This window comes from Candidatus Jettenia sp. AMX1 (genome assembly GCF_030263775.1).
Lineage (GTDB): Bacteria > Planctomycetota > Brocadiia > Brocadiales > Brocadiaceae > Jettenia > Jettenia caeni.
Window position 1 is genome coordinate 63,098 of the sequence record NZ_SZPP01000007.1, and the last position, 23,931, is coordinate 87,028.

14 protein-coding genes are annotated in these 23,931 nt (G+C 41.4%); 2 read left to right on the plus strand and 12 right to left on the minus strand.

Annotated elements, in window-relative coordinates; genetic code table 11:
• Nucleotides 1–801 precede the first annotated feature (801 nt).
• Nucleotides 802–2,505 carry a sigma-54 dependent transcriptional regulator gene (locus FBQ94_RS02615; protein ID WP_007222265.1) on the minus strand — a complete coding sequence of 568 codons (1,704 nt, stop codon included), beginning with the start codon at nucleotides 2,503–2,505 and terminating at the stop codon, nucleotides 802–804.
• A 494-nt stretch (nucleotides 2,506–2,999) separates the two neighbouring features.
• On the opposite strand from FBQ94_RS02615, the gene FBQ94_RS02620 reads away from it, so the two are divergent.
• Entirely contained in the window at nucleotides 3,000–3,158 is a 159-nt protein-coding gene (locus tag FBQ94_RS02620) for a hypothetical protein (RefSeq protein ID WP_007222264.1), read from the plus strand.
• Nucleotides 3,159–3,300: 142 nt separating this feature from the next.
• Here the strand turns inward: FBQ94_RS02620 and FBQ94_RS02625 are convergent, their stop codons facing one another.
• The 9 genes from FBQ94_RS02625 to FBQ94_RS02665 all read right to left on the minus strand — a co-directional run bounded on the left by FBQ94_RS02625 (nucleotide 3,301) and on the right by FBQ94_RS02665 (nucleotide 18,869).
• A complete protein-coding gene (locus FBQ94_RS02625; protein ID WP_007222263.1) occupies nucleotides 3,301–5,004 on the minus strand; it encodes a sigma-54 dependent transcriptional regulator in 1,704 nt (567 codons plus the stop codon).
• A 506-nt stretch (nucleotides 5,005–5,510) separates the two neighbouring features.
• Nucleotides 5,511–7,136: a PAS domain-containing sensor histidine kinase gene (locus FBQ94_RS02630; RefSeq protein WP_285441968.1), complete on the minus strand. Its 1,626-nt coding sequence runs from the start codon at nucleotides 7,134–7,136 to the stop codon at nucleotides 5,511–5,513.
• Nucleotides 7,137–7,341: 205 nt separating this feature from the next.
• The gene (locus FBQ94_RS02635) at nucleotides 7,342–9,450 is read right to left on the minus strand and encodes a molybdopterin oxidoreductase family protein (protein ID WP_007222261.1); all 2,109 of its coding nucleotides are present in this window, start codon (nucleotides 9,448–9,450) and stop codon (nucleotides 7,342–7,344) included.
• Between the two features lie 759 nt (nucleotides 9,451–10,209).
• Nucleotides 10,210–12,066: a PAS domain-containing sensor histidine kinase gene (locus tag FBQ94_RS02640; RefSeq protein ID WP_007222260.1), complete on the minus strand. Its 1,857-nt coding sequence runs from the start codon at nucleotides 12,064–12,066 to the stop codon at nucleotides 10,210–10,212.
• A 705-nt stretch (nucleotides 12,067–12,771) separates the two neighbouring features.
• The gene (locus FBQ94_RS02645) at nucleotides 12,772–15,882 is read right to left on the minus strand and encodes a chemotaxis protein CheB (RefSeq protein ID WP_007222259.1); all 3,111 of its coding nucleotides are present in this window, start codon (nucleotides 15,880–15,882) and stop codon (nucleotides 12,772–12,774) included.
• Nucleotides 15,883–16,064: 182 nt separating this feature from the next.
• Nucleotides 16,065–17,099, minus strand: coding sequence for a chemotaxis protein CheB (locus FBQ94_RS02650; RefSeq protein ID WP_007222258.1), 1,035 nt, complete (start codon nucleotides 17,097–17,099; stop codon nucleotides 16,065–16,067).
• Nucleotides 17,086–17,427 (minus strand): hypothetical protein, encoded by a 342-nt coding sequence (locus FBQ94_RS02655; RefSeq protein WP_285441969.1) that lies wholly within the window; start codon nucleotides 17,425–17,427, stop codon nucleotides 17,086–17,088. The genes FBQ94_RS02650 and FBQ94_RS02655 overlap by 14 nt, the downstream gene beginning before the upstream one ends.
• A complete protein-coding gene (locus tag FBQ94_RS02660; protein WP_007222257.1) occupies nucleotides 17,411–17,947 on the minus strand; it encodes an REP-associated tyrosine transposase in 537 nt (178 codons plus the stop codon). Before FBQ94_RS02660 ends, FBQ94_RS02655 begins: the two co-directional genes overlap by 17 nt.
• Before the next feature lie 154 nt (nucleotides 17,948–18,101).
• The gene (locus tag FBQ94_RS02665) at nucleotides 18,102–18,869 is read right to left on the minus strand and encodes a ParA family protein (RefSeq protein WP_007222256.1); all 768 of its coding nucleotides are present in this window, start codon (nucleotides 18,867–18,869) and stop codon (nucleotides 18,102–18,104) included.
• A gap of 652 nt (nucleotides 18,870–19,521) precedes the next feature.
• On the opposite strand from FBQ94_RS02665, the gene FBQ94_RS02670 reads away from it, so the two are divergent.
• The gene (locus FBQ94_RS02670; RefSeq protein WP_007222254.1) at nucleotides 19,522–21,300 is read left to right on the plus strand and encodes a DUF1858 domain-containing protein; all 1,779 of its coding nucleotides are present in this window, start codon (nucleotides 19,522–19,524) and stop codon (nucleotides 21,298–21,300) included.
• 345 nt (nucleotides 21,301–21,645) lie between these two features.
• On the opposite strand, the gene pgsA is transcribed toward FBQ94_RS02670, so the two are convergent.
• Both pgsA and rimO read right to left on the minus strand, forming a co-directional pair.
• Nucleotides 21,646–22,221 (minus strand): CDP-diacylglycerol--glycerol-3-phosphate 3-phosphatidyltransferase, encoded by a 576-nt coding sequence (gene pgsA, locus FBQ94_RS02675; protein WP_007222252.1) that lies wholly within the window; start codon nucleotides 22,219–22,221, stop codon nucleotides 21,646–21,648.
• Nucleotides 22,222–23,553 carry a 30S ribosomal protein S12 methylthiotransferase RimO gene (gene rimO, locus FBQ94_RS02680; RefSeq protein ID WP_040544237.1) on the minus strand — a complete coding sequence of 444 codons (1,332 nt, stop codon included), beginning with the start codon at nucleotides 23,551–23,553 and terminating at the stop codon, nucleotides 22,222–22,224. It abuts the gene before it with no gap.
• Nucleotides 23,554–23,931: the final 378 nt, after the last annotated feature.

The following is a 23,931-nucleotide window of genomic DNA, read 5'->3' on the forward strand; positions in this document are numbered from 1 at the left end:
TTTTGCGGCCAAGCGTAGGGGGCGAAGCATTTGCCGTTCAACGTATACATAGTATTTTAGGCCAATAACGACAAATGCTTCGACCCTACAACACATATTGAAATTCCTATACGTTAAATTAGGCATTCGGACACTCTTTTAGGCCACGAATGAACACGAAATGAGCACAAATCTTTTATTTTCATAATATTCGTGTCTATTCGTGAACATTCGTGGCTAAATTTGAAATTCCTATACATGTTCTTAAGTTTTTATTAAAACGCAGCTTACTTCTCGTAGTTTTAAGCAAAAAACAGGCCATTAATGTACAAACGCAAAGAGGAAATAGAGAAAAGAAAAAGGCTTTACATCGTTAATTTAAAGCACTAGATTTTGACAGAATTTCAATATGGTATGTACATAAATCCAACTAATATATAACCTTATGAAATTTCATTTACTGTACTGTAGGGACAGGCCTTCCATACCTTTTGTGCTACAAGATACTAAATCATAAGGTTACATAAGTATGATTTTTCCAACATGATCGATAACCCTGAATCATGGGTAAGATGGCACAACATTTAGCCAGAATTGACTCTTAACCTACACGATGAATTTCGTCATGAATTCATTATATATCACCGGAATAGACTGTTCTTATCTCATTTTGTAATAAATAGATAAAACTATCTACAGACACTTTCAAGATCAGATTATCGTACATATTTAACAACATGAGGTGTGACATGGTACAGAAGTGTCTTGTCACATACTGTGACATGACACATATACGTGAGGAAGATATAGGCTAAGGAATGGTTATAAGTCCTGTATTTTTATTTTGTAATCATGAATTTTTCGGTATATGGTACGTCGGCTCATTCCCAATAAGCGGGCTGCCATTGCTTTATTCCATGATGCTTTTTTCAATGCCTGAAGGATGGCCTGAGGCTCATCAATCTTCATATCTTCCAGAAAGGATGTCTTTGTTCCAACAAAATCCTTAAACGCACTTGGTAAGTGATTAACGGTAATGGTCTTTTGGCGACAAAGAATAAACGCATGTTCAAGGGTATGCTCCAGTTCCCTGATATTACCAGGCCATTGATATTCCATGAATATCTTTTGAACATCGGAAGAAACTGCTACAATTTCCTTCGTTAACTTCTTATTGAACTTATTTAAGAAATGATTAACCAGGAGTGGTATATCCTCCCTCCGGTCTCTTAATGGTGGTAAATTCACTTCTACTACCTTCAGACGGTAATACAGATCCTCACGGAACTCACCGCGCCGTATTTTTTCCTTTAAATTTTGATTGGTAGCAGCAACAACCCGGACATCCACACGGATAGGCGTCGAGTCTCCAACCCTCTCAAATTCCCTTTCCTGCAATACCCTTAAGAGCTGTAATTGCATCCGGGGTGATATGTCTCCTATCTCATCTAAAAAGATAGTTCCGCTATTTGCCTTTTGAAACCTGCCGATTCTATCCTGAACAGCGCCGGTAAAAGCGCCTTTCACGTGTCCAAAAAGCTCACTCTCAAGCAAATTCTCTGATAAAGCCGAGCAGTTTACCTTAACAAAAGGCTTATTATTACGCTCGCCTTTATAATGGAGCGCCTCAGCAACCAACTCCTTGCCTGTTCCACTTTCTCCGGTAACCAGAACTGTTGTTTGCACATCTGCCAGGTTTTCCATCAGAGAGTAAATCAACTGCATCTTTTCACTTTTTCCTATGATATTATGAAATTGCTGACGCTCTTTCATATCCCGCTCAAGATCTGCCAGATGTGTCTCATCCCGCACCACTAATATTGCCCCGGAAAATACGCCTTTATTATCCAGGAGCGGATAGGTGGTAACGTTCACAACCTGTTGCGAATGGAATTTATGTTTGCATTCTAAACGATATATTTCTACCGGCTGTTTTTCCTTAATCGTTTCCTCAAGCGCATTGAGACACTGTCCGTTGCAGAATTTTGATATGGAGCCTAACGGCTGACCGATAGCATCCCGTGATAAATTACAAATGCCTTTTGCCGCTTCATTAATTTCAAGTACAAGCAGTTCCTTATCTACCGTAATAATTGCGTCTTTGACGCTACTGAAAATGGCCTCTAAATTTGACCGGTACTTCTCCTTTTCATCGACTAACTCCTTGTGCTGCAATGCTATTTTGGTAATGCGCAACAAGGTTTCCTGGCGCACAGGCTTTGGAATATAATCAAAAGCGCCCAATCTGAGGGCATCGGATGCAGTCTCGATATTGGGGCTTCCCGTTATCATAACAACCGGAGAATTAAAACTTTTCTTTCTGATTTCTCTCAGGAAATCAATCCCTGTATTGTTCTCCAGGATAACATCTGCAAATATTAAATCAAAATTTGAATCCAAGACCTTTCGTAAAGCTTCATTATAATCTTTGACAGCAATTACCTCATATCCCTCATCCTGAAGGAATCTTTCAAAGGTAAAACGGATACTTTCTTCGTCATCGATTACAAGAATTTTTGCCTTCATCAATCCTCCCTAAGATTAAAACAAACTATATACTCTTCAAAAGATACTTTTAATTTTTCTACACAGCTTATATAGAAAAAATTGTGCCAATGGTATATAAGGAGCAAAGAATAATTAAATTTTTATTGTGAGATGCCTGTAAATTCTTTTATTTTGAAAATTATACATGGAAAACATTCTCTCTCCTCAGACTCTCATACGAGATCAGTAACACTCCTTGAGTCGTTTTTGTCCAAAGAGCTACTTTATTGCTGGTATAATTGAAATTTAATCGAATTAATTGGCACGTAATGAAATAGTCCATATGATACATTAAAAAAACGTGCCACGTCACAAAGATGTGTCATTGCGAGAATGCGACATGGCACAAAACGGTATAACTCATGGGAAAGAGGTAAGCCGGGGAATGTTATTTACCTATACCCCTTGCGGGTTCAATTTTGTAAATTGAACTTTCCTTCTGCACACTGGATTCCCGATAAAGGCATTCGGGAATGACAGGGAGGACTATCGTAGATTATGCAAATCCAAAACTCGAATGTCAGACAGGTAAAGATTTTGATCAGCTTACCGATTCGATGTCAGGCCCGTCATTACCCATATCTTTGTTCTTTGAGGTGGCATGGACAAACCTTATACTGTTAGGCCTTTAAACAGGGAATGGTCTGTCCATGCTGGATAGAGAATTTCGTAGGAAAAGAAATAACGCCCTGGCAGTAACGGTATTACTAAAACCTGTTTCCTGAGGAATGGATACTCTTACACCTCATTTTCGATGGAGACAGCTTTTATATACTATGAATCCCTCATCTTTATCTTGTAATTATGGATTTTCCGATAAATAGTTCTTCGGCTCATACCGAGCAGATGCGCAGCCATGACCTTATTCCATGAGGTCTTTTTCAGCGCCTGAAGAATTGCCTTTGGTTCATCAACTTTCATATCTCCAAGGAAAGAGATTTTTTGCCCGAGAAATTCCTTTAAATCAGGCGGAAGATGATTCACGGTTATGGTATCCTGATGGCAAAGGACAAAGGCATGCTCTATGATATGCTCCAGCTCTCTGACATTGCCAGGCCATTGATATTCCATGAATATCTTTTGAACATCGGAAGAAATACCGGTAATCTCTTTATTTAATTTTTTATTGAACTTATTTAAAAAGAAATTCACCAGGAGCGGTATATCCTCCCGACGATCTCTTAATGGTGGCAAGGTTATTTCAACAACCTTGAGACGATAGTAAAGATCTTTCCGGAATTCACCGCGCTCGATTTTTTCCTTCAGATTCTGGTTCGTAGCAGCAATGACGCGAACATCCACTTTAATGGGAGTTGAATCGCCAACTTTTTCAAACTCTCTTTCCTGTAATACTCTCAAGAGCTGCAGTTGTGTACGGGGTGTAATATCGCCTATTTCATCTAAAAAAATGGTTCCACCATTTGCCTTTTCAAACCTGCCCACTCTATTGCTGACAGCACCGGTAAAAGCGCCTTTCACGTGTCCAAAAAGCTCACTCTCAAGCAAATTCTCCGATAAAGCTGAACAGTTTACCCTTACAAAGGGCTTCTTATCCCTTCCCCCTTTATAATGGAGCGCCTCAGCAACTAACTCCTTGCCGGTTCCGCTTTCTCCCGTAATGAGGACGGTTGTCTGAACATCCGATAAGTTTTCTATGAGGGAATAAATCGTTTGCATTTTATCACTCTTGCCTACGATATTATGTAACTGTTGACGTTCCTTCATATCCCGCTCAAGATCTACCAGGTGCGTCTCGTCTCTTATTACCAGCACTGCCCCGGCAAATATACTTTTATTGTACAGGAGAGGATATGTCGTAACATTTACCACCTGGTGTGGACGAAGCTCATGTTTACACTCCAGGCGATATATTTCTACCGGTTGTTTTGTTTGAATGGTTTTCTCAAGTGCATGGAGACACTCTTCATTGCAATATTTCGGAAAGGAAGCGAAGGGTTTTCCAATTGCGTTGCGGGATAAATTGCACATACCTTTTGTTGCTTCGTTAACCTCAAGCACAATCAATTCCTTATCTACGGTAACAATTGCATCTTTGACACTGCTAAAGATTGCCTCGAGGTTTGATCGATATCGTTCCTTTTCATCCACCAATACTTTGTGCTGTAATGCCTTTTCGGTAACGTGCAGGAGGGTTTCCTGCCGCACCGGTTTGAGAATATAGTCAAAGGCGCCTAATCTCAGCGCATCTAAGGATGTTTCGATATTAGGAGCCCCGGTAATCATAACAACCGGACATGCAAGTTTTTTTTCCTTAACTTTTTTTAGAATGTCAATTCCGGTTTTACCTTCCAGGATAATATCAGCAAAAATTAAATCAAAATCAGAGGTACCGATCGAGTTTATTGCCTCATGGTAATTGCTGGCAGTTTTTACATCATACCCCTCGTCCGAAAGAAAACTCTCAAAGGTAAATCTGATGTTTTCTTCGTCATCGATAATAAGAATTTTAGCCTTCATATCATCCCCCTCCCTTCTAAAAACCTTTGAAGGTAAGTTTGATGTCTGATCTCTCTCATAGAAATTTTAAAATTAACCATTTCCTTCTCCAGTAAACCAAATAAAAATTATTCACTATTAGTGCTAATTATACACTATGTATTTACTTTTTTATACCTTAAATATTTCTAACATAATCATTTCTATGGTGGTAGAACAAGCGCCAACTTGATTAAGTTCCCTTATAATAACACAAACTACTCCATAATCAAATCAAAACTATCGTAATATGATATAACCAAGTTACTTAAGAATCTATTAAAATAAGGGTCTATTAAAATTCTTGCCTGGAATCGTTGGATTGCAGGGTAACCCTTTAGAGGTGCTTGTCCCTGTGCGGGTATTCAAGCGGGGGTGTGCAAGGCTAAACAGGTTGTCCGAGAATGTAATTAAGAATTTTAAGGATACCATTTATTGTTCATATCATATTTACAAGCACAATATATCGTATGCTAATTTTAAAAATCTTAATTCGGAAAAATAATTGCAACTTTGGTAAACTCACCTTCAATACTCTCGATGGTGAGTTTACCATGATGATCTTGTATAATACTCTGACTAATGCTTAATCCCAAACCTGTTCCCTTGCCACGGGGCTTTGTGGTAAAAAACGGGTCCATTATCTTGTCTCGTATCTCAGCAGGTATACCCGTACCATGATCATAGAAGGTAATTTTTACACATTGTTGATTATCTATAGTCATCTCTTCGCCTAAGACCTCGAGGATTTTGTTGTCATGCGTCTCCGGATATTTTTGATTTAAGGCATATCGTGCATTACTTATGGCATTCAAAAATACCTGCTGTATTTGTTGGGGGTCTGCAACTATTTCAGGTAATCTTTGAGGAATATCTAATTTTATTCTGATACCCTCTTGCCGCAACTGCGCCTTTGTCAGGATAAGGGTGTCAGATAATATTTCATGAACACTGATGATACTCTTTTTCTCTTTTTTATCACTGATCCTGGCAAAAGAAAGAAGGCTTTGAACTATGCTTGCTATACGGTCGCCTTCCCTGATAATCCGGTTCGCTATATCTTTTTCCTTGCTTCCCTCAGTGCTTTTATTACACAGTATCTGGGCGTAGTTGATAACACCGGTTATGGGATTATTCACTTCGTGAGCAACACTTGCCGCCAGTTCACCCAGTGATACCAGATGTCTGGAGCGTATAGCCTCCTTCTCCATAGCTATCTTTTCCGTGATATCCCAGAAGATACCCAATATGCCGATGATAGCGCCCTTTTCATCTTTCATAGGAGTTTTCACGGTATGGATAATATATTCCTGCCCATCTTTGACGTATTTTTCCTCAATCTCCTCAGCTTTCCCTGATTCCATAATTCTCTTGTCATCTGCCCGGTATTTTTCAGCAAGCGCCTTCGGAAAGAAATCATAATCCGTCTTTCCCCGGATTTCATCCGGTTTGATGCGTATATCCCCGGCATAATTCTCATTACAGGATATATACATTGAGTCTTTATTTTTATAAAAGATTCTCTGGGGAAGATTCTCCAGAAGCAACCGATACTTGCTCTCACTCGTACGCAGCGCTTCTTCAGACAATTTCTGTTCTGCAATTTTCTCACGAAGTTCTTTGTTTGATTCTATCAGCGCCAGTGTCTTTTCAATTATCCGCTCTTCCAGGGACTTATTGAGGATTTTTAACTCTTCTTCAATCCGCTTTTGTTTTGTAATATCCCGCCAGATACTAATTATCGTACCAGATTCTTCGGCGCCGACTTTTTCCATAAGAGAGGCATTGACACTTAAGTATTTTATCCCCTCGTGTGCCATCAGGGTAAATTCTGTATCATGACATGAGCCTTCACTATGGACATGGCTCTCCATTTCAGCCCAGCGTTTGAGACTACTGGTACCAAGTTGTTCTAACCAAAAGAACAGATCTGTTTCGATGACCTCACGATGTTGCCGTCCAAAGAAATCACAGAACGCCTCATTGACAACAATGATATTATGCGCTGCATCGGTAATCACAATTCCATCACTTGATGCCCGCAGCAGCTTCTCAAAAAATTTAATGGTATGCTGGGCAAGCTCTTTGTTCTTTTTTTTATCCTGTCCAATCATGAAATTTTCCACTGTATGAATTTTTACCCTTCAGTTCCCATATGTGAGGCAAACCTTTCGGTTTGCCGATAGGGTATTAAGAGCCACATTACCCTATGCTAAAGGAATTATAGATACCTTAAGGAGAAATGCTCCATTGTTATTCTTTTACTCTTTAACATCAGGTAGGGGCAGGTTTAAAACCTGCCCCTACAACTTGTATGGTTCATATTGATGCAACTTTCGTTATCTTAACGGCGCAGCACTTCAGCTCAGGCTGTTTGGAATGAGCATCATAAACCGTATTGCAAACAAAATTGACTTGTTTATCATCTTCGGACAAAGGTGAATTACCACAACATAAATTCATATAGACATTACTTTCGAGTACATGGTCTTTAATATGGACAATACATCGAATACTACCCCGACGTGAGGCCATTTCAACCTCATCCCCTTCAATAATTCCGAGACGTTGAGCATCTGCGGAATGAATCTCCACAAAATTATTTGGTTCAATATCGGTAAGCTTTTTAATGCGGCGGGTACGGGTACCGGTATTGAATTGACTGGCAAGGCGACCAGTGATAAGGATAAAAGGATAATCATCATCAGCCGTTTCGGCTAGTTTCCTATAATCCCGGGCAAGCAGCGCAGCGCGACCGTCCGGCCTCGGAAACCGAATGTCAGAAAACAACCTTGCCGTACCCGGATGGTCCGTTTTGGGACAAGGCAACTGCGGACCTATCGTATTCCTGAGTCGCTCGTAGCTCACACCGTTCATATCACAGATACGTCCGCGGGTAATCTCCTTCAATTCTTCAAACACCTCCTCACCCGAAGTATAAGAAAATTCCTTACTGAATCCCATAGCCCCTGCGATGAGGCAAATGATCTCATAGTCAGGCTTTGCCATTCCCGGCGGCTCAAGAATCTTTTCTGCCAGCTCGATACGCCGCTCAGACGAGACAAGGGTAACGGTCTTTTCGGACCATTGGGCGCCAGCGAGAATTACGTCTGCCAGTACGGTTGTTTCTGTAGGATGAAGTATATCCTGAACGACCAGAAACTCTGCCTTCTCAAGCCCTTCAGTTACCCATTGGGTATAAGGAAGAGAGGCTGCAGGATTGGAAGACATAACCCATAATGCACGGACTTCACCCGTATGGAGTCCCTTGATAATATCAATAATAGAACGACCGGGAGTGGATTGAATTTTTTCAGCCGGAATGCCCCAAAAATCAGCGATCTCTTGCCGATGCACGGGATTGGTAACAAAGCGCATGCCGGGCAAAAGATGCGACTGTACGCCCATCCACCGGCTGCCCAAACTATTTGACTCGCCCGCAATAGATAATGGGCCAGCCCCGGGACGACAAAAATTCCCTGTCAATAATGATAAATTGTGTAACGTATTATTTTTGAAGACCGCCTGGGTTGACTGGTTGTAACCTTGAAGCCAAAAGGTTAGCATTGCTTTCGCATGACCGATGAGATGCGCAGCCTTGAAGATCTGCTCTTGTGTACAACCCGTAATCCTGGCAACGCGCGATGGCGAATATTCTTTTAATATCAATTTTAAATCATCAAGCCCGGTGGTATAGTGCGCTACCTCCTCTTCGTGCACAAAACCTTCTTCAAGAAGAATATAGGCCAGGGCATTATTAAGAGCAACATCAGTGCCAGGCCTGATTTGAAGATGGACATCTGCAATGGCAGTAGTTTCTGTTTTCCGGGGATCAATAACAATAGTCCTGGCGCCTTTGGCTTTCCTCGCAGCGCACACACGGTTGAATATAACAGGCAATGATACTGCCATATTCATGCCGGCAATAAGAAACAGGTCTGCCTCTTCGATGTCGGCATAGCAGGTAGGCGGGGCATCAGCGCCGAAGGTAGAAATAAATCCCATTGCGGTACTTGCCATACATAAGCGGGAGGTACACTCCACATGATTTGTGCCAATATATCCCTTCATGAGTTTATTTATGAGATAGTATTCTTCATTAAAAGCGGCAGCTCCACCGTAGAAGGCAATTGCACCTGGTCCGTATTCCCGAATGATACGATGAAATTCATGGGCAACATACATAATGGCATCATCCCACGTAACGGGCAGTAAGGTACCATTACGGCGAATCATAGGCTGTGTCAATCTGTCCCTGTCAGTAAAGAGAGGCGCGAAATTATGCACAAGTGTGCAGGATTCGCCACAGTTAACGGGATGCTCCTTCATTCCGTGGATGTTAACGACCTTTCCCTCTTCAATACCTACCATTAACCCGCACCCTATACCGCAATACGGGCATACTGACTTCTTCCACTGGATCGCCATTTCAGTACTTTCTCGTATGTATTATAATTTTCATCAATTTATAGAGTAAACTTCCTTTTTTTCTGAGATTGTGTTATAATTTTTATCATGCAATAACTCATAGCTTTTACACAATAACATTATAGTAAGCGACCTAGTTAAAAGAACTACAACACGGTATCTCAAGGGATGAATAAAAGGTCTGGGCTTTGTCATTCCCTGGCAGACTCGTCAACACAACAGACCGAATCGATTTCGTTATTCTACGGACTATAGTATCCAAAAGATGAAACCGAACACATCCTTACATGAGATTGTAAACCAGGATATACCATAATTCTCATGAATTTATCTATATCCTGTCTGGATATTCTTATATATTTTGTATCGAAATGGTACAAAAGGCAAGTTAATAATTAAAGCATCTAAACCCACTACAACGCAAAACATATTCCCAACAACCTTGCAAATGAATACTCAGGACTTACAAATAAATACGTAGGGTAAGGCTTCAGCCTTGCAAAAAGCCCGAATACCCACTTTCTTTATCATTGGATAATGGCTTTTAATACCTTATCAGGTAAACTTATAGTACAAATCGAACATACCACAATTCAAGCACCATAGGGGCGGGTTTGAAACCCGCCCCTACATTATGAAACGGTATAACGAAAAACTTTGAAATTCCTATACATAATATATTTATTAGCTCCTAACAGAGCACTCTGGAGGGCTTTCCGGGCAGTCTCTAAAACCTTGCCCTACATCGGACTTTCAACCTTAAGATATCACCGGAAGGATGATGAAAACTTTGGTAAATTTTCCCTCCACACTCTCAATCAGAAGCTTGCCACCGTGGTCATTGATGATACCGTGGCTTATGCTCAACCCTAATCCCGTTCCTATACCTCTCGGTTTTGTGGTAAAAAAGGGGGTCATTACCTTATCTTTTATCCCGGCAGGTATACCCGTACCGTGATCGTAAAAGGTAATCCTGACGTAGCGAAGATCATCTATCGTTATCTCTTCACCCGTAATTTCGAGGAGTTTATTATCATGGGTTTCCGGATATTTTTGGTTCAGGGCATATCGGGCATTACTGATAATATTGAGAAATACCTGTTCGAGCTGCTGGGGGTGGGTATGTAATTCAGGCAGGTTTTGAGGAATAGTTACCCGGATGTGAATACCCTCTTTTCGTAGTTGTGCCTCGGATAAAATCAGCGTATCTTTTATAATATCACAGGTCTTAACCTTGCTCTTTCTCTCCTGATTTATAGGCCAGGTAAACATAAGAAGGCGGCTGACTATCGTGGCTATGCGGTCACCTTCTTTTTTAATTCGGCCCGCAATATCCTTTTCCCTGCTCCCTTCACTGCTCTTATTCAGCAATATCTGGGCACAATTAATAATCCCGGTTATCGGATTATTAATCTCATGTCCCACTCCCGCTGCCAATTCACCCAATGCCGCTAAGTGCCTGGTATGCTCAGCCTCTTTCTGCAAGAGAACTTTTTCGGTAATATCCCAGGAAATACTCAGGATACCCATAACATCCCCTTTTTCATCTTTTACCGGGGTCCTCACGATATGGATGATGCACTCTTTTCCCTCCCTGATATAGGTCTCTTCCGTCTCCTGAGTCCTTCCTGATTTCACCAATTTTATATCATCCATACGATATTTCATTGCACGTTCTGCCGGATAGAGATCATAATCGGTTTTCCCCCGGATTTCATCCGGCTTGATATGCAAATCGTCTGCTAAACTTTTATTGCACGATTGATAAACAAAATTTCTGTCTTTATAAAATATGTGCTGGGGAAGACTATCCATGAGCAACCGATATGTGCTTTCACTGATACGCAGTGCCTCTTCTGCCTGCCTTCGATCGGTAATATTGCTGATGACCGACCGACAGAACTCCGTTCCTTTACTGTCCTTAATCGCAATACTTTCCAAAAATACCGAGTATGGTGTGCCATCCTTTCCCATCATATTCAATTCGCACATATGCTTGTTACCGTTTAAAAAAACCTCTTGCAAATGACGATAAAAGTAACTCTTAAACCCCTTTGCAACAAACAGAGAAAAAGGATTACGGAGTAATAACTTTCTTTCAACACTCAAGAGACTACTCAAGGTAAGGTTTGCCTCAACAATTACCCCATTCCTGTCCATCGTACAATACCCTACCGGAGCAAAATCGTACAGATCTACGTATTTACTCCGGGACTCTTCAATTCTGGACTGCGCCTTCCGAAGTTCTTCATTTTGCATTTCCAGTTCAATTTGATATACTTGCAACTCATGGATGAGTTTTTTAATATCCCGTGACGGTATTTTTTGTAATTCTGTATCTTTCTCTTCCAATATTTCTTCAGCGCGACGGCGCAGACTGTTATCTTCTTTCTTTTGAGATTTCTTTTTGTTCATATAAGTTAAGATATTGGTAACTTTCGCTTTTTGATCCCTTCGCTTTTTGATCCCTTCGCTTTTTGATCCCTTCGCTTTTTGATCCCTTCGCTTTTTCGCTGGTTCAATCGTCCCCGATTGAACCAGCGAAAAACCGTTTGGTATTTCTCTTACCCCTAATATAAATTCAAAACATCTTAATCCACTCAAATGTAAGACCATAACAATAAAAAGACCCCATTTCAGCCTTGTAAAAAAGCCAAAATATCCAATTTCATTAACATAGAGTAATGACTTTTAATACCTTATCGGCGAACCTACAAGATTACCCTACATTTCATATGATTACTCAAAATTAAGGGACAAATCTGACATGGGAATCGTCCGAAAAGGCCACGTATTAAAGGCATTGCAGGCAAGCCGGATATAAGAGCAAAGCAGAGGAGAGGTAATCCCCCTTGATCCCCCTTTAGAAAAGGGGGAGATATAAAAGGAAATTTCCCCTGTTTTTTTAAAGGGATTAGGGAAACTCTCCCCGTCAGGGCCATCTAACCCAGCGCCCCTGAAGGGTTTTTTAAAGGGATTAGAGAAGCTCTCCCCCTTTTCTCAACACTCATACATTTTTCCCCCTTTTTTAAAGGGGGACCAAGGGGGATTATGTTGCTTCAGTTGCCCCTCCTTCACCATGACATGATACTGCTACAGTCCTTATCCATAACATCCTTACGTTCCAACGGTATTTTGAGTAACTGCCATTTCATGATATCAAATTATAAAAGTTGCCGAAGACCTTATGTAATGTTTAGGAATTTCAATGTTTGTGAAATCACACAGAACACTGTCAGGGTTTAGAACCCTGACAGCGTTCATTTCCATTCACCCCCTACAGGGGTGCTATAAAAAAGTTGCCGAGGGCCTCATTAATCATTACGATTTTATTCCTGAACCTTTTGACTGTTTCTGATCTGTAACATCCTCAAAGGAGAGGAGAATCAGTTCTGGTTTTTCCCCTTTATAGATAATCCTGCGGGCATTCAATAATAGGGTTCTTTTTCCCATTTGAGGAAAATTACAGACTATCTCATAACCTTCAAAGGAGGTATTCTTCGGCAAAATATCTTCCAGGAGCTTTCTGAGTCCCGATATATTCCACTGATTATTCCCCAGATCGTAAAGATACTTTCCCGTAGTTTCATCTTCACTCACGTGAAACATTTTACAAAAGGACTGGTTTACCATTACTACACGCAGGCTGGAATCGAGTACAATAAAAGACTCACGCGTTGTCTCAATGATACCTTCGGCAAGCTTACGGGCATTCTCAATATTCACATTCAATTTTCTCAGACTATCTTCCGTCCTTTTAATCTGATCTATATCCGTAAAAGTAACTACAACACCATCGATTACATTTTCCTGTGTTCTGTACGGCATGATCCGCATCAGGTACCAATGATTATCCTTTGTCTGTACTTCAATCTCTTTCGTAACCAGTTTATCGAGTACCAGGTGCACATCTGCCGTCAGATTCTCATACTCCAGATTTGATACAATATGACCAATCGGGCGCCCGATATCAGACGGGATCAGATTAAACACCTTGGTAGCCTCGACCGTAAACCGTTTGATGAATAGATTGCTATCCAGGAAAATCGTGCCTAATTTTATGCTATCCAGCAGATTCTTCATATCATTTTCACTCCGGGAGAGCAGCTCAATTTTGGATTGCAATTCGGAATTCACGGTAATAAGTTCCTCATTCACCGACTGGAGTTCTTCTTTGGATGTTTCCAGTTCCTCATTGGTGCTTTGTAATTCCTCATTGGTGGATTGCATTTCCTCGTTGAGGGATTTCAGCTCTTCATTCGATGCCTGGAGTTCTGCAATGGTAGCCTGAAGATCATCTTTCGTGTATTTTAACTCCCATTCCAGTATCTCGATCCGTCTGCCATGAGCATCTAGGGATTTTCCTTTTCCTTTTTTTACCTCTGCCTGATTAGCGGGTGTATCTGTAAAGATTACCACCAGTAAGGGTTGTTTCGTCTTTGCTTCGGTGACAGGCTTAACGGTCAGGTTAACCGTTTTCACATCGCCATTGGTTTTTACCCTTAACTTTTCATACAATATCGCTTTCTTTTGTTTAAAGGCATTATGGATGGCAGAGTGTAACTCATACCGAATGCCTTCCCGTGCCATATCAATAATGTTTAAATTCGCTTCTCCATGCGCAGGTTCCAAATAGTTTCCCGTCCGACCGTGAATATACAGGATATCGCCCTTTGCATTAACAATAACACAGGGAGGTGCAAAACTCTCCATGAGCACTTTATGGGCTAACTCCTCAATATTTGTTTCCCTGATTCTTTTGGATTCTTCTGTATTTATCCCTTTCTCCAGATTTGCGATAGCGTGAGCATCGTCTCGCTCCGTAAAAGATATCTCATGGGTCGCAAGTGTCGTCCCCTTACTTTTAAAAAACTTCCATTTTTTATCCAGGACAGCAAGCAGATTTACAAACCCGCCAATACTCTCGGAAGGTCCAAGAAAAAGGATACCGCCCGGTTTCAGGCTATACTGGAAAAGGGGGATTACTTTATTCTGCAAGTCGTTATCGAGATAGATCAGGAGATTCCTGCAGCTAATCAGGTCCATCTTGGTAAAGGGCGGGTCATTAATGACATTATGGACGGCAAAGACCACGCTCTCCCGAATCTCTTTCTTGATCCGATAGTAGTTATCTTCCGTTATAAAAAACCGTCTCAATCGCCTCGGAGTTACATCCAGGGCAATATTGCTGGGGTAACTACCGTTACGTGCAACATTAATTGCACTTTCATCAATATCGGTACCGAAGATCTGGACCTTGAATTCCCGGTCAAGTTCATCCATATATTCCCGAAGGACTATAGCAATAGAATAGACTTCCTCACCCGTTGCACATCCGGGTACCCATACCCGGATGGTATAATTTTCCGGTCTGTCTTCAAGAATACCCGGTAATATCTTTTTCTTCAGGACATCAAAGGCATCTGCATCCCGGAAAAAACTGGTAACAACGATCAGCAACTCCTTAAAAAGCAGTTGAACTTCATCCGGATGGTCCTCAAGATATCGGACATAATTTGCTACGTCTTCAATATCATGAAGCTTCATCCGCCGTTCGATCCGCCGGTAAATGGTATTCTTCTTATAGGCGGAAAAATCATTCCCGGTTTTTTTCTTCAAGAGAAGAAGTATTTTTTGAATTGCTCCCGGAGAGATTACGTGAGTCATGGAGAGCTTCTTCATCTTTTTGGGATGAAAGTGCTTAATACAGGATACTAATTGTTCTGATATTTTTTCTAGGGGTAATATGTAATCTGCTATACCGGTTTTTATAGCACTCTTTGGCATGCTATCATATTTCGCTGTAGCAGGGCTTTGAACCAGGGATAACCCTCCCGCCTCATTAATCGCCTTCAGCCCCAGGGTTCCATCCGTACCGCTTCCGGAAAGAATGATACAAATAGCCCGTTCTCCACAATCACCCGCCAGAGAACGGAGGAAGAGATCGATCGGCATCCTCAAACCATGCGGCTCTATCGGTACCGTGAGTTTAAGAATCCCGTTCTGGATAATCATATCCTTATTGGGAGGGATTACATAGACCCGGTTAGGATCAACGTGCATCCCGTCTTCTACCTCAACAACCCTCATACTCGTAAATCTTTTGAGGAGATCCGCCATAATGCTGCTATGGGTCGGATCGAGGTGCTGAACTACAACATATGCCGCCCCACTATTTGATGGCATATGCATGAAAAATTGCTCAAAAGCCTCTAATCCACCGGCAGAGGCACCGATCCCGACAATAGGAAAGGAGGTATTCATCTTGTTCTGTTCAAAATTTTCTTCTTCCGGAACAGGGAGAGATGCCTTTCTTTCCAGCTTCTTCCTGGCAGGTTTCTTTTCCTGATCAGAACGGACATGTCCTTTGTATCCCTTCGTACTATCCGTTTTTCCCTGAGAACCAATGCCCTTTTTTTTCTTTTTTTCCATCAATATTTCACCGTATATTTCCCCCCTTTTTAAAGGGGGACCAAGGGGGATTTCTCTGCTTTCCCCCTTTCGTAAAGGGGGACCAAGGGGGATTAAGGAGTGTGTATGGTTTTTCTGCCATGTACACCCCTCAGTCCTCTCTTTTTAGAGCAGAAGCCCTGGTGTTTTACCTAGAGTAATTCTTAGCTTGATGCATGTGGGATTTTACCCTTTTCCTGAAATACTGGCTTCTCTTTTTTCAGCAGTATGTGCCGGATCGTCTTTATGTGATATTCGGTATCTTTTAAATTTTCCTCAAACCGTGCTGCCAGCAGGTTGTTATTGAGGCCTCGTTCCCGTTCCACCATTCGCCGGTAGAGATTGGCATTCTCCTCAAGAGAACGTAATGCTGCCCACAGTGCTGATTCCACCTTTTCCGATTGTTCTGCCAGCATACTATGAGGAGAAAAGGCATGTCCTACCCGGCATCGGAATCGTATGAGTTTTTCATCCTGTATCTCCCAGAGAGTCCCCTGACATTCAGGACAGGTAAAGGTCGATGGTTTTCCAAGTTTATCCATAACTTCCTCCGTACTTTCTGCCAAATGTGAGATATTGGTTTCGATCATTACTTTCTCAGGAGCAGGGTACAGCGCCTTCTTTTCTATTGGCTTAGTTGCTAAACTGACTAACAGAGGTGCTATTCGAGATAACGGCAGACAATAATCTACATCCATATTCTCCAGTACACTCTGCGGCATGTCAGGAAATAATGCCTCATGAGGGTCTTGTACAGCAATTACGCCGCCAGCGGATTTTATAACGAGTGAACCCGCCGTCCCGTCATCAAGGGTACCCGTGAGGACGACTCCGGCTACCCTCGGTCCGTAGGTATAGGCGGCTGAACGAAAGAGAGGGTCTATGGCTGGTCGATGCCGGTTTTCCTTTGGACCATGGGTAAGACGGATAACACCACCCTCCGTAAGAAGGAGATGATGATTTGATGGTGCTACATATATATGTCCTTGCCGGATTACATCATCGTGTACAGCAGCCATAGCGGGAATGCTCCCGGCCCGGTTAAGGATTTCCGGTAACAAACTGGGGGCTGTAGGACTTATATGAAGAACTACTAACAGAGCGGCAGGTATCCCTTGTGGTAAATTGCCCACTAATTCCGTCAGTGCCTCCACCCCGCCTGCAGAAGCTCCAATTACTATGATATCATTTCCTGGCAAAGGTTTCCTTTTCGTTAATTATTATAATTATAAGTTTTAGCAAAATGCATTTTATCACAAAATTCTGAATCGGTCTATAGTAAATATACCCGAATATACCCGAAACAGAGTTTCTGGATAAGTGTGTTCCCAAACAGAGTTTGGGAACAAGCAGAAGCAGATCGTGCATTTTGCTCGTCTGCTCGTGCTCGTCTGCTCGTGCTCGTCTGCTCGTGCTCGTCTGCTCGTGCTCGTCTGCTCGTGCTCGTCTGCTCGTGCTCGTCTGCTCGTGTTTGGGAACGCCATTACCGGGAAACTCTGTTTCGGGAAAATCAAACAGGCAATTCATCTATTTGAATAACGGAATGATCATTTGCAAGATAATTTCGTGAAGAACTATATCTCCAATGTTCAGGCATATCTACCAGACCTTGCTTTACGGGATTATAATGGATATATTCAATTTTTTGGAATAACATTTCATTATTCATTATCAATTCCGGATGTACACCCTCTTGCCAAACCTGATAGTCGCTTTTTGTCTTATACCTCTTTTTGTAAAAAGCAAGCTGGATTAATAACCTATGCCTGTTATCCTGCCCTAATTGGATAATAATTTCTTTTGCGGTAAATTTCTTTAATGAGGTTAGTGTGTTCGATAATTCCGGAGCTGAGACAACAAGATGAAAGTGATTGTCTAATATAACAAATGCATACAATTTTAGTCCCTTGTAATCTTTGCAGAACTTTAGTGATTGTATAATGATATCAAAATATTTTTGGGTTGTAAAAATTGGTATCCATTCTACAACGGCAGAAGTAACAAAATAGATACCTTCTTTTTGTATGATTTTGTATCTGCTTCTCATGTATAGAGACTCGAAACAGAGTTTCGGGGTAAGTGTGTTCTCAAACGGAGTTTGGGAACAAGCAAAGCAAAACAAGCAAAATAGTTAAGATTGCTTCACTGCTGCGCGCAGCGACAACAATATATGTCGGTATTTCAATGAAGCGCCCGCTATGCTAGGTTTTCTTTTCCTGCTGTACTACTTCTTCTGCCAGATTTGTATAATCTATCGCGCCGGGGCTATCGGGTGCATAGAGGGTAATAGGTTTTCCCGATATAGGACATTCTGCCAGGCGGATATTTTCCCTGATAACGGAGTGAAACACCTTTTCTTTAAAACGTTCTTTAATCTGATTATACACCTCATTGCTGAGGTTTGTACGGCCATCGAACCGGCAGGCAATGATGCCGGTTACTTCCAGGTTGTGATTTAACCGTTCCTTTACCACCTGAACGGTATTTACTAACGTTATAAGACCATTCAAAGCCAGCACCTTTGTTTCCACCGGTATAAAGATCTCTCTGACAAAGGTGAGCGCATTGATCGTAATCAATCCCAATGAAGGAGGACAATCCAGGAGGATATAATCATAGTTATCTACCACGGGAAGCATTCGTTTACGGAGAATAAGATCCCTCCCTTTCTCATGGGCAAGGATTCTTTCAACACCTGCCAATGCGACATTGGCAGGCGCAAGGGTCATGTTTTCAATACAGGTCTTTGTGAGGATCTCTTCAAAATAGACTTCTTCCAAAAACACATTGTACATAGACCGTTCAAGATTATGGATGTCCAGCCCTAACCACGAACTCAGATTTCCCTGCGGATCAAGATCAACCAAAAGTACTCGTTTGCCCATATGGGCAAGGCCGGCACCGAGGTTTACCGTGGTCGTTGTTTTCGCTACACCACCTTTTTGATTTGTTAGTGCAATACTTCGCATAGATACATTATCTCACATGTTTCTCAAAGGATTCTCTATCCTTACTGTTCTCTACAACAGCGGGAATATTTCTTTCCGGGATTTAGTAAAGGGAATACTAATACTACCTCATAGCTTCCACCAGTTTGCTCGTCAGGTTTTTTTCTCAAAGTGTTTAACGCTTCACCGCTTATTCATCCGCCATCATAATCCCCCTTGATCCCCCTTTAGAAAAGGGGGATAACGACTAAAGTTGAAATAAGAGCGTTTTTATAAAAAGAGAAGTCATACCTATGTTTTATCCATAAGATATTTTCTCTATCATTAAAAGAAAGCTTTGCATTTCCCCCCTTCTAAAACATTCACACATTTCCCCCTTTTTTAAAGGGGGATCAAGGGGGATTACCTATCAATAATCTCACGAAAACCTAAAGCTCGTTATTTCCCAGATACTATGAATCCCATTAAAAATATCACAATGGACGAAAATAAGCAAAAACAAAAAGAGCACGCTTCGAGAAAGTCATTGACACTGCTTTCCAGGTCTGGTATAGTATTTTCACAGCCGCCTCATAATTATCACGGCGTATTGGGTAAATTACAAGATGTTTTCTGTAATGTTATTTTACAAAACAAATCATATTCTTATGATCAGCGTTAAGGAACCTTATCTATGGAAAGGATACGGCCTGAAAATACCGTTAAACAAATCGTTGAAAGATTTCCTATAACCCGCCGCATCTTTGATACCTACGGAATTATGTGCGGCAGCAATGTCCTTCCCGACAAACCCATCTCCTTTTTTGCCAAGATGCATAACGTCAATCCCACCAAACTGATTGACGACCTTCAAAAACTTATCGATGGAGAGGTTGGCACAACGAATGAAGCCGCGATCACAAAGCCGCAAACCGAGCATGTCTATGAGATCTTTGTTAAAACGTCTATCATTATTGCACTCTCAACAGGATGTCTCTACGGGGCATCACTCTTAGCCTATATGGCATTTCATAATTCCTTCGCTTCCGTATCCTGGATACTTACGGAAACCCATGGTGATACGCAGGTATATGGATGGGTAGGCCTCTTTATCATGGGAATTTCATATTTTGCATTGCCTAAATTCTGGAGTACTATACTGTATAGCACTCCACTGGCATATAAATCCTTTTTCTTAATGCTTGCAGGTATTTTTCTCTCCTTTGTTTTTAAGACAATCTCCTATTATACCGGTTTCTTCTTTTTGAAAATCCCCGTCCTGATTGGATGTACACTGCAAGTCGTATCGATACTTATCTTTATTTACGTCATCTGCGCAACCTATCTCACATCGGGAAAAAAGAAATTCGAAATCTACGAAGGATTCCTCATATCAAGTTATCTCTGGTTCCTCTTCCAGGCTATTACTTTTGTTGCTTTATATTTCCATTTTACCGTAGTTAACAATACAAACATTCCTGAAATATTCAGAAGTCCTGTCCGGCATATACAAATTGTAGGGTTTGCCTGTATGGTTATTATTGGAATATTTGCAAAGACCCTGCCGATATTTCTGGGAATCCAGGAGCCTAACAAGAAAATAAGCATCTACGTTCTGTATATCCTAAACATCTCCATTGCTTTAAGAACGATATCGGAATTTTACCGGGAATATACTACAAATCTCCACGGTTTCTTTACGGTGGTGTTTTGTCTCGCAGGGATTATGGAGGCATGCGGGGTATTTTTGTTTATCTATAGTTTAAATCTGTTCAATACCAAAAAAGCAGTGAAGAACACGGTTAACCTGCCGACCGGATTCAGAAAATTTATCCGGGCCGCCCTTGTCTGGCTATTTGTCTCAGAGACTGCATTACTCACCTATACCATTTATGAAGCATTTTCGGGGGAACGCACTTCCCATGCCCTGTTTGGCGCATATCGGCATGCTATATTTATCGGGTTTATCAGTATGATGATCCTGGGATGTGCTTCCAAGATGATCCCTTTAAGCAAAGGAGTAAAGCTGTGCAGTACAAGACTACTCAATGCAACATTTATCCTGATAAATGTTGGGTGTCTGTTCAGGGTTGTATCTCAACCGGTCGCATCGCATCTGTATCCGCAACTTTATGCGCTCCTGGGAATCAGCGGCTTTATTGAATATGCTGCCATGTTCTGCTTTGGTATCAATGCATGGAAGACTATGCAACTCGACGTACAAGAAGAACCTTCAGAACAAATCAGAATCGCAACCGCAAGCACAAATGTTTATCAATTGATTAAACAATACCCGCAAACCCTCGATGTTTTAATAAATTTTGGATTTAAACAACTGAAAAATCCTATCCTCAGAAACACCTTAGCCAGGACAATTAGCCTGGGACAAGCAGTACAGATCAATCCTGTTAACCTTGAAGATTTACTAAAGGCATTAAATGATGCGATACAGGTGCGCGTGAGTGCAGCCTGATAAAAGTCATCAGGAGAAGGAAAACAACCATGCCGGACAGACTAAAAGTAATTGTGGCACAGTCCTGAAAGCAAGAGGAATTAATCCCCCTTGGTCCCCCTTTAGAAAAGGGGGAGACGGGGTTGTTTCCTTCATTTTAGGAAGGAAGGAAGGGTATTGACAATCCCTGTATTCCCCCTTTGATAAAGCTTCCCAAATTTCCTTTTTCTAAAACACCCACCCATTTTTCCCTTTTTCTGAACATCCACACATTTTAAACATTTGCACATTTTCCCCCTTTTCTAAAGGTGGACCAAGGGGGATTACGATGAGATTGAACGAGAGAAGATTAAGAAATGAAATTTACTATTTCATCAAAATTGCCGGGCCGGCTTTGACCATGTATTTAATGCCGGAAACCAGAGTGATGATTACCGTAAGCCAAAGCATGACGATAATTCCCTGTTTAACAGCCATAAAATGCTCGAAATAAGCAAAGAACAGCAAAATGAGGCTAATGGTAAAAGACTGAGTAAACATCTTTGCCTTGCCCCATATCGTTGCTCCAAATTCAATCCCCTTTGATTCCGAATAACTTCTCAGGCTGTTGACAAGAAACTCTCTGGCTACAATAACGACAACCATCCAGGGAGGTATGATATCGTGGGCATGCTGTATGAGTAATATAAATCCGCCACAGACAATGATTTTATCTACAAACGGGTCGGCGATGCGTCCGAAATCTGTCAGGAGGCCTTTTTTGCGCGCCAGGTAGCCATCTAACCAGTCGGTTAGCCATGCGAACAGATAGGAAACAAGGGCAATATTATAGTAACGGTACGATAAGAAGATGAAAAACACTATCGCCAGCAAAAGCCGCATGAGGGTTAACCGGTTCGGTAGATTGAATGCCGCACATCGTGAGAAATCAAATGAGTTCATTTAGTCCTCTTTTCTCTTTTTTATCCGTGTTCCTATCAAATCATATCCTGAGGTACCTGTAATTATCATATTTTTAATGTCACCAATTTTCAAATGATTTTCTTCAATAATCACTTTACTATCCACATCAGGCGCATCACCATATGTTCTTCCGAACCATCCTCCATTCGTTTCATTTTTCTCATCGATAATAACAGGGATTGAATTGCCTACTAAATTTTTATGTTTTTCTAAAATAATTTTTTGCTGTGCGAGCATGACCTCCTTTAAACGCTGTTCTTTTACTCTTTTCGGTATTTGCTTTTTAAAAGATGCAGCAGGTGTAGCATCTTCTTTTGAGTAAGCAAATACCCCTAATCTCTCAAATCGGGTAGCCTGGATAAAGGTTAAAAGCTCATGAAATTGTTCTTCTGTTTCTCCGGGAAATCCAACGATAACAGAAGTCCTTACAAAAAGCTGAGGAATATGGTTGCGTAAATCATTGATCAGTGTATCAATATGCGCATGGGTTACTCCCCGCCCCATCTTTTTCAGGATACTATCGTTGATATGCTGGATAGGTAAATCCACATATTTGCAAATTTTAGCCTGGTCAGCTATCGTATGAATAAGCTCCGGATAGAAATGCTTTGGATGAGTATACAATATCCGTATCCACTCAATACCTTGTATTTCTGATAATCTCCCTAAAAGCACATGCAGTTTAAATTTTCCATACAAATCTATACCGTAGGAGGTCGTATCCTGTGAAATAACATGAATTTCCCTGACACCTTCAGATGCCATGTGTTGCGCCTCTTCTACGAGGCTCTCCAGCGTCCGGCTGGAAAATTTCCCTCGTATATCGGGAATGGCACAATAGCTGCAACGATTATCGCACCCATCAGAAATCCTGAGATATGCATAATGTCTTGGGGTCAATCTGATACGGTTACGCCAATCATCATTACACTGCAGGGAACCTTTTTTCCTCTTTTTACCAGAACCAGATAAATCCGTTAGGGTATCAAAGTCTTTCAAACCTACCACATGATCAATTTCAGGAACATCGTTTTTCAATTCCTGCGGATATCTTTGGGCCAGACAGCCGGTTACGATAATTTTTTTACATCGCGCATCTTCCTTGAGCTTTGCCATTTTCAATATGGTATCAATTGACTCCTGTTTAGAGTCTTCAATAAAGCCGCAGGTATTTATAATGAGTATCTCTGCATCCTCAGGGTATTGACAAATCGTACTCCCGCTATCTGCAACCCTGCCGATAATCTCTTCTGCATCTACCAGGTTCTTTGGACATCCTAAATTGATTAAAGCAACTTTTTTTGATTTCATACTATAGTCTTTTTCCTTCAATTTACCTCCCTCTATCAAGGAAGGCAGAACAAACAAGAGGCCTTTTGGCACCTTTTATCTCTTATATAAAATGTAGGGCAAGGCTTTAACCTTGCTCCCCCATATGCATCAGGCTAAGGACATTGTTCCATAAAAAAGGAGGTATCTCCTTGTAAAAAGAACAGCATGTGTCCATGTTCTCTTCTAATCCCCCCTAACTCCCCTTTAAAAAGGGGGAAGGAAGGATAAGTTTAGAAAAGGAAAAACAAGGGATTTTCCCCCTTTTCTAAAGGGGGATCAAGGGGGATTACGGGTTAGCTTGATGCATATGCCTTTGCACCCCAGTCCTGTTCCCTTACCCCGGGGTTTTGTGGTAGT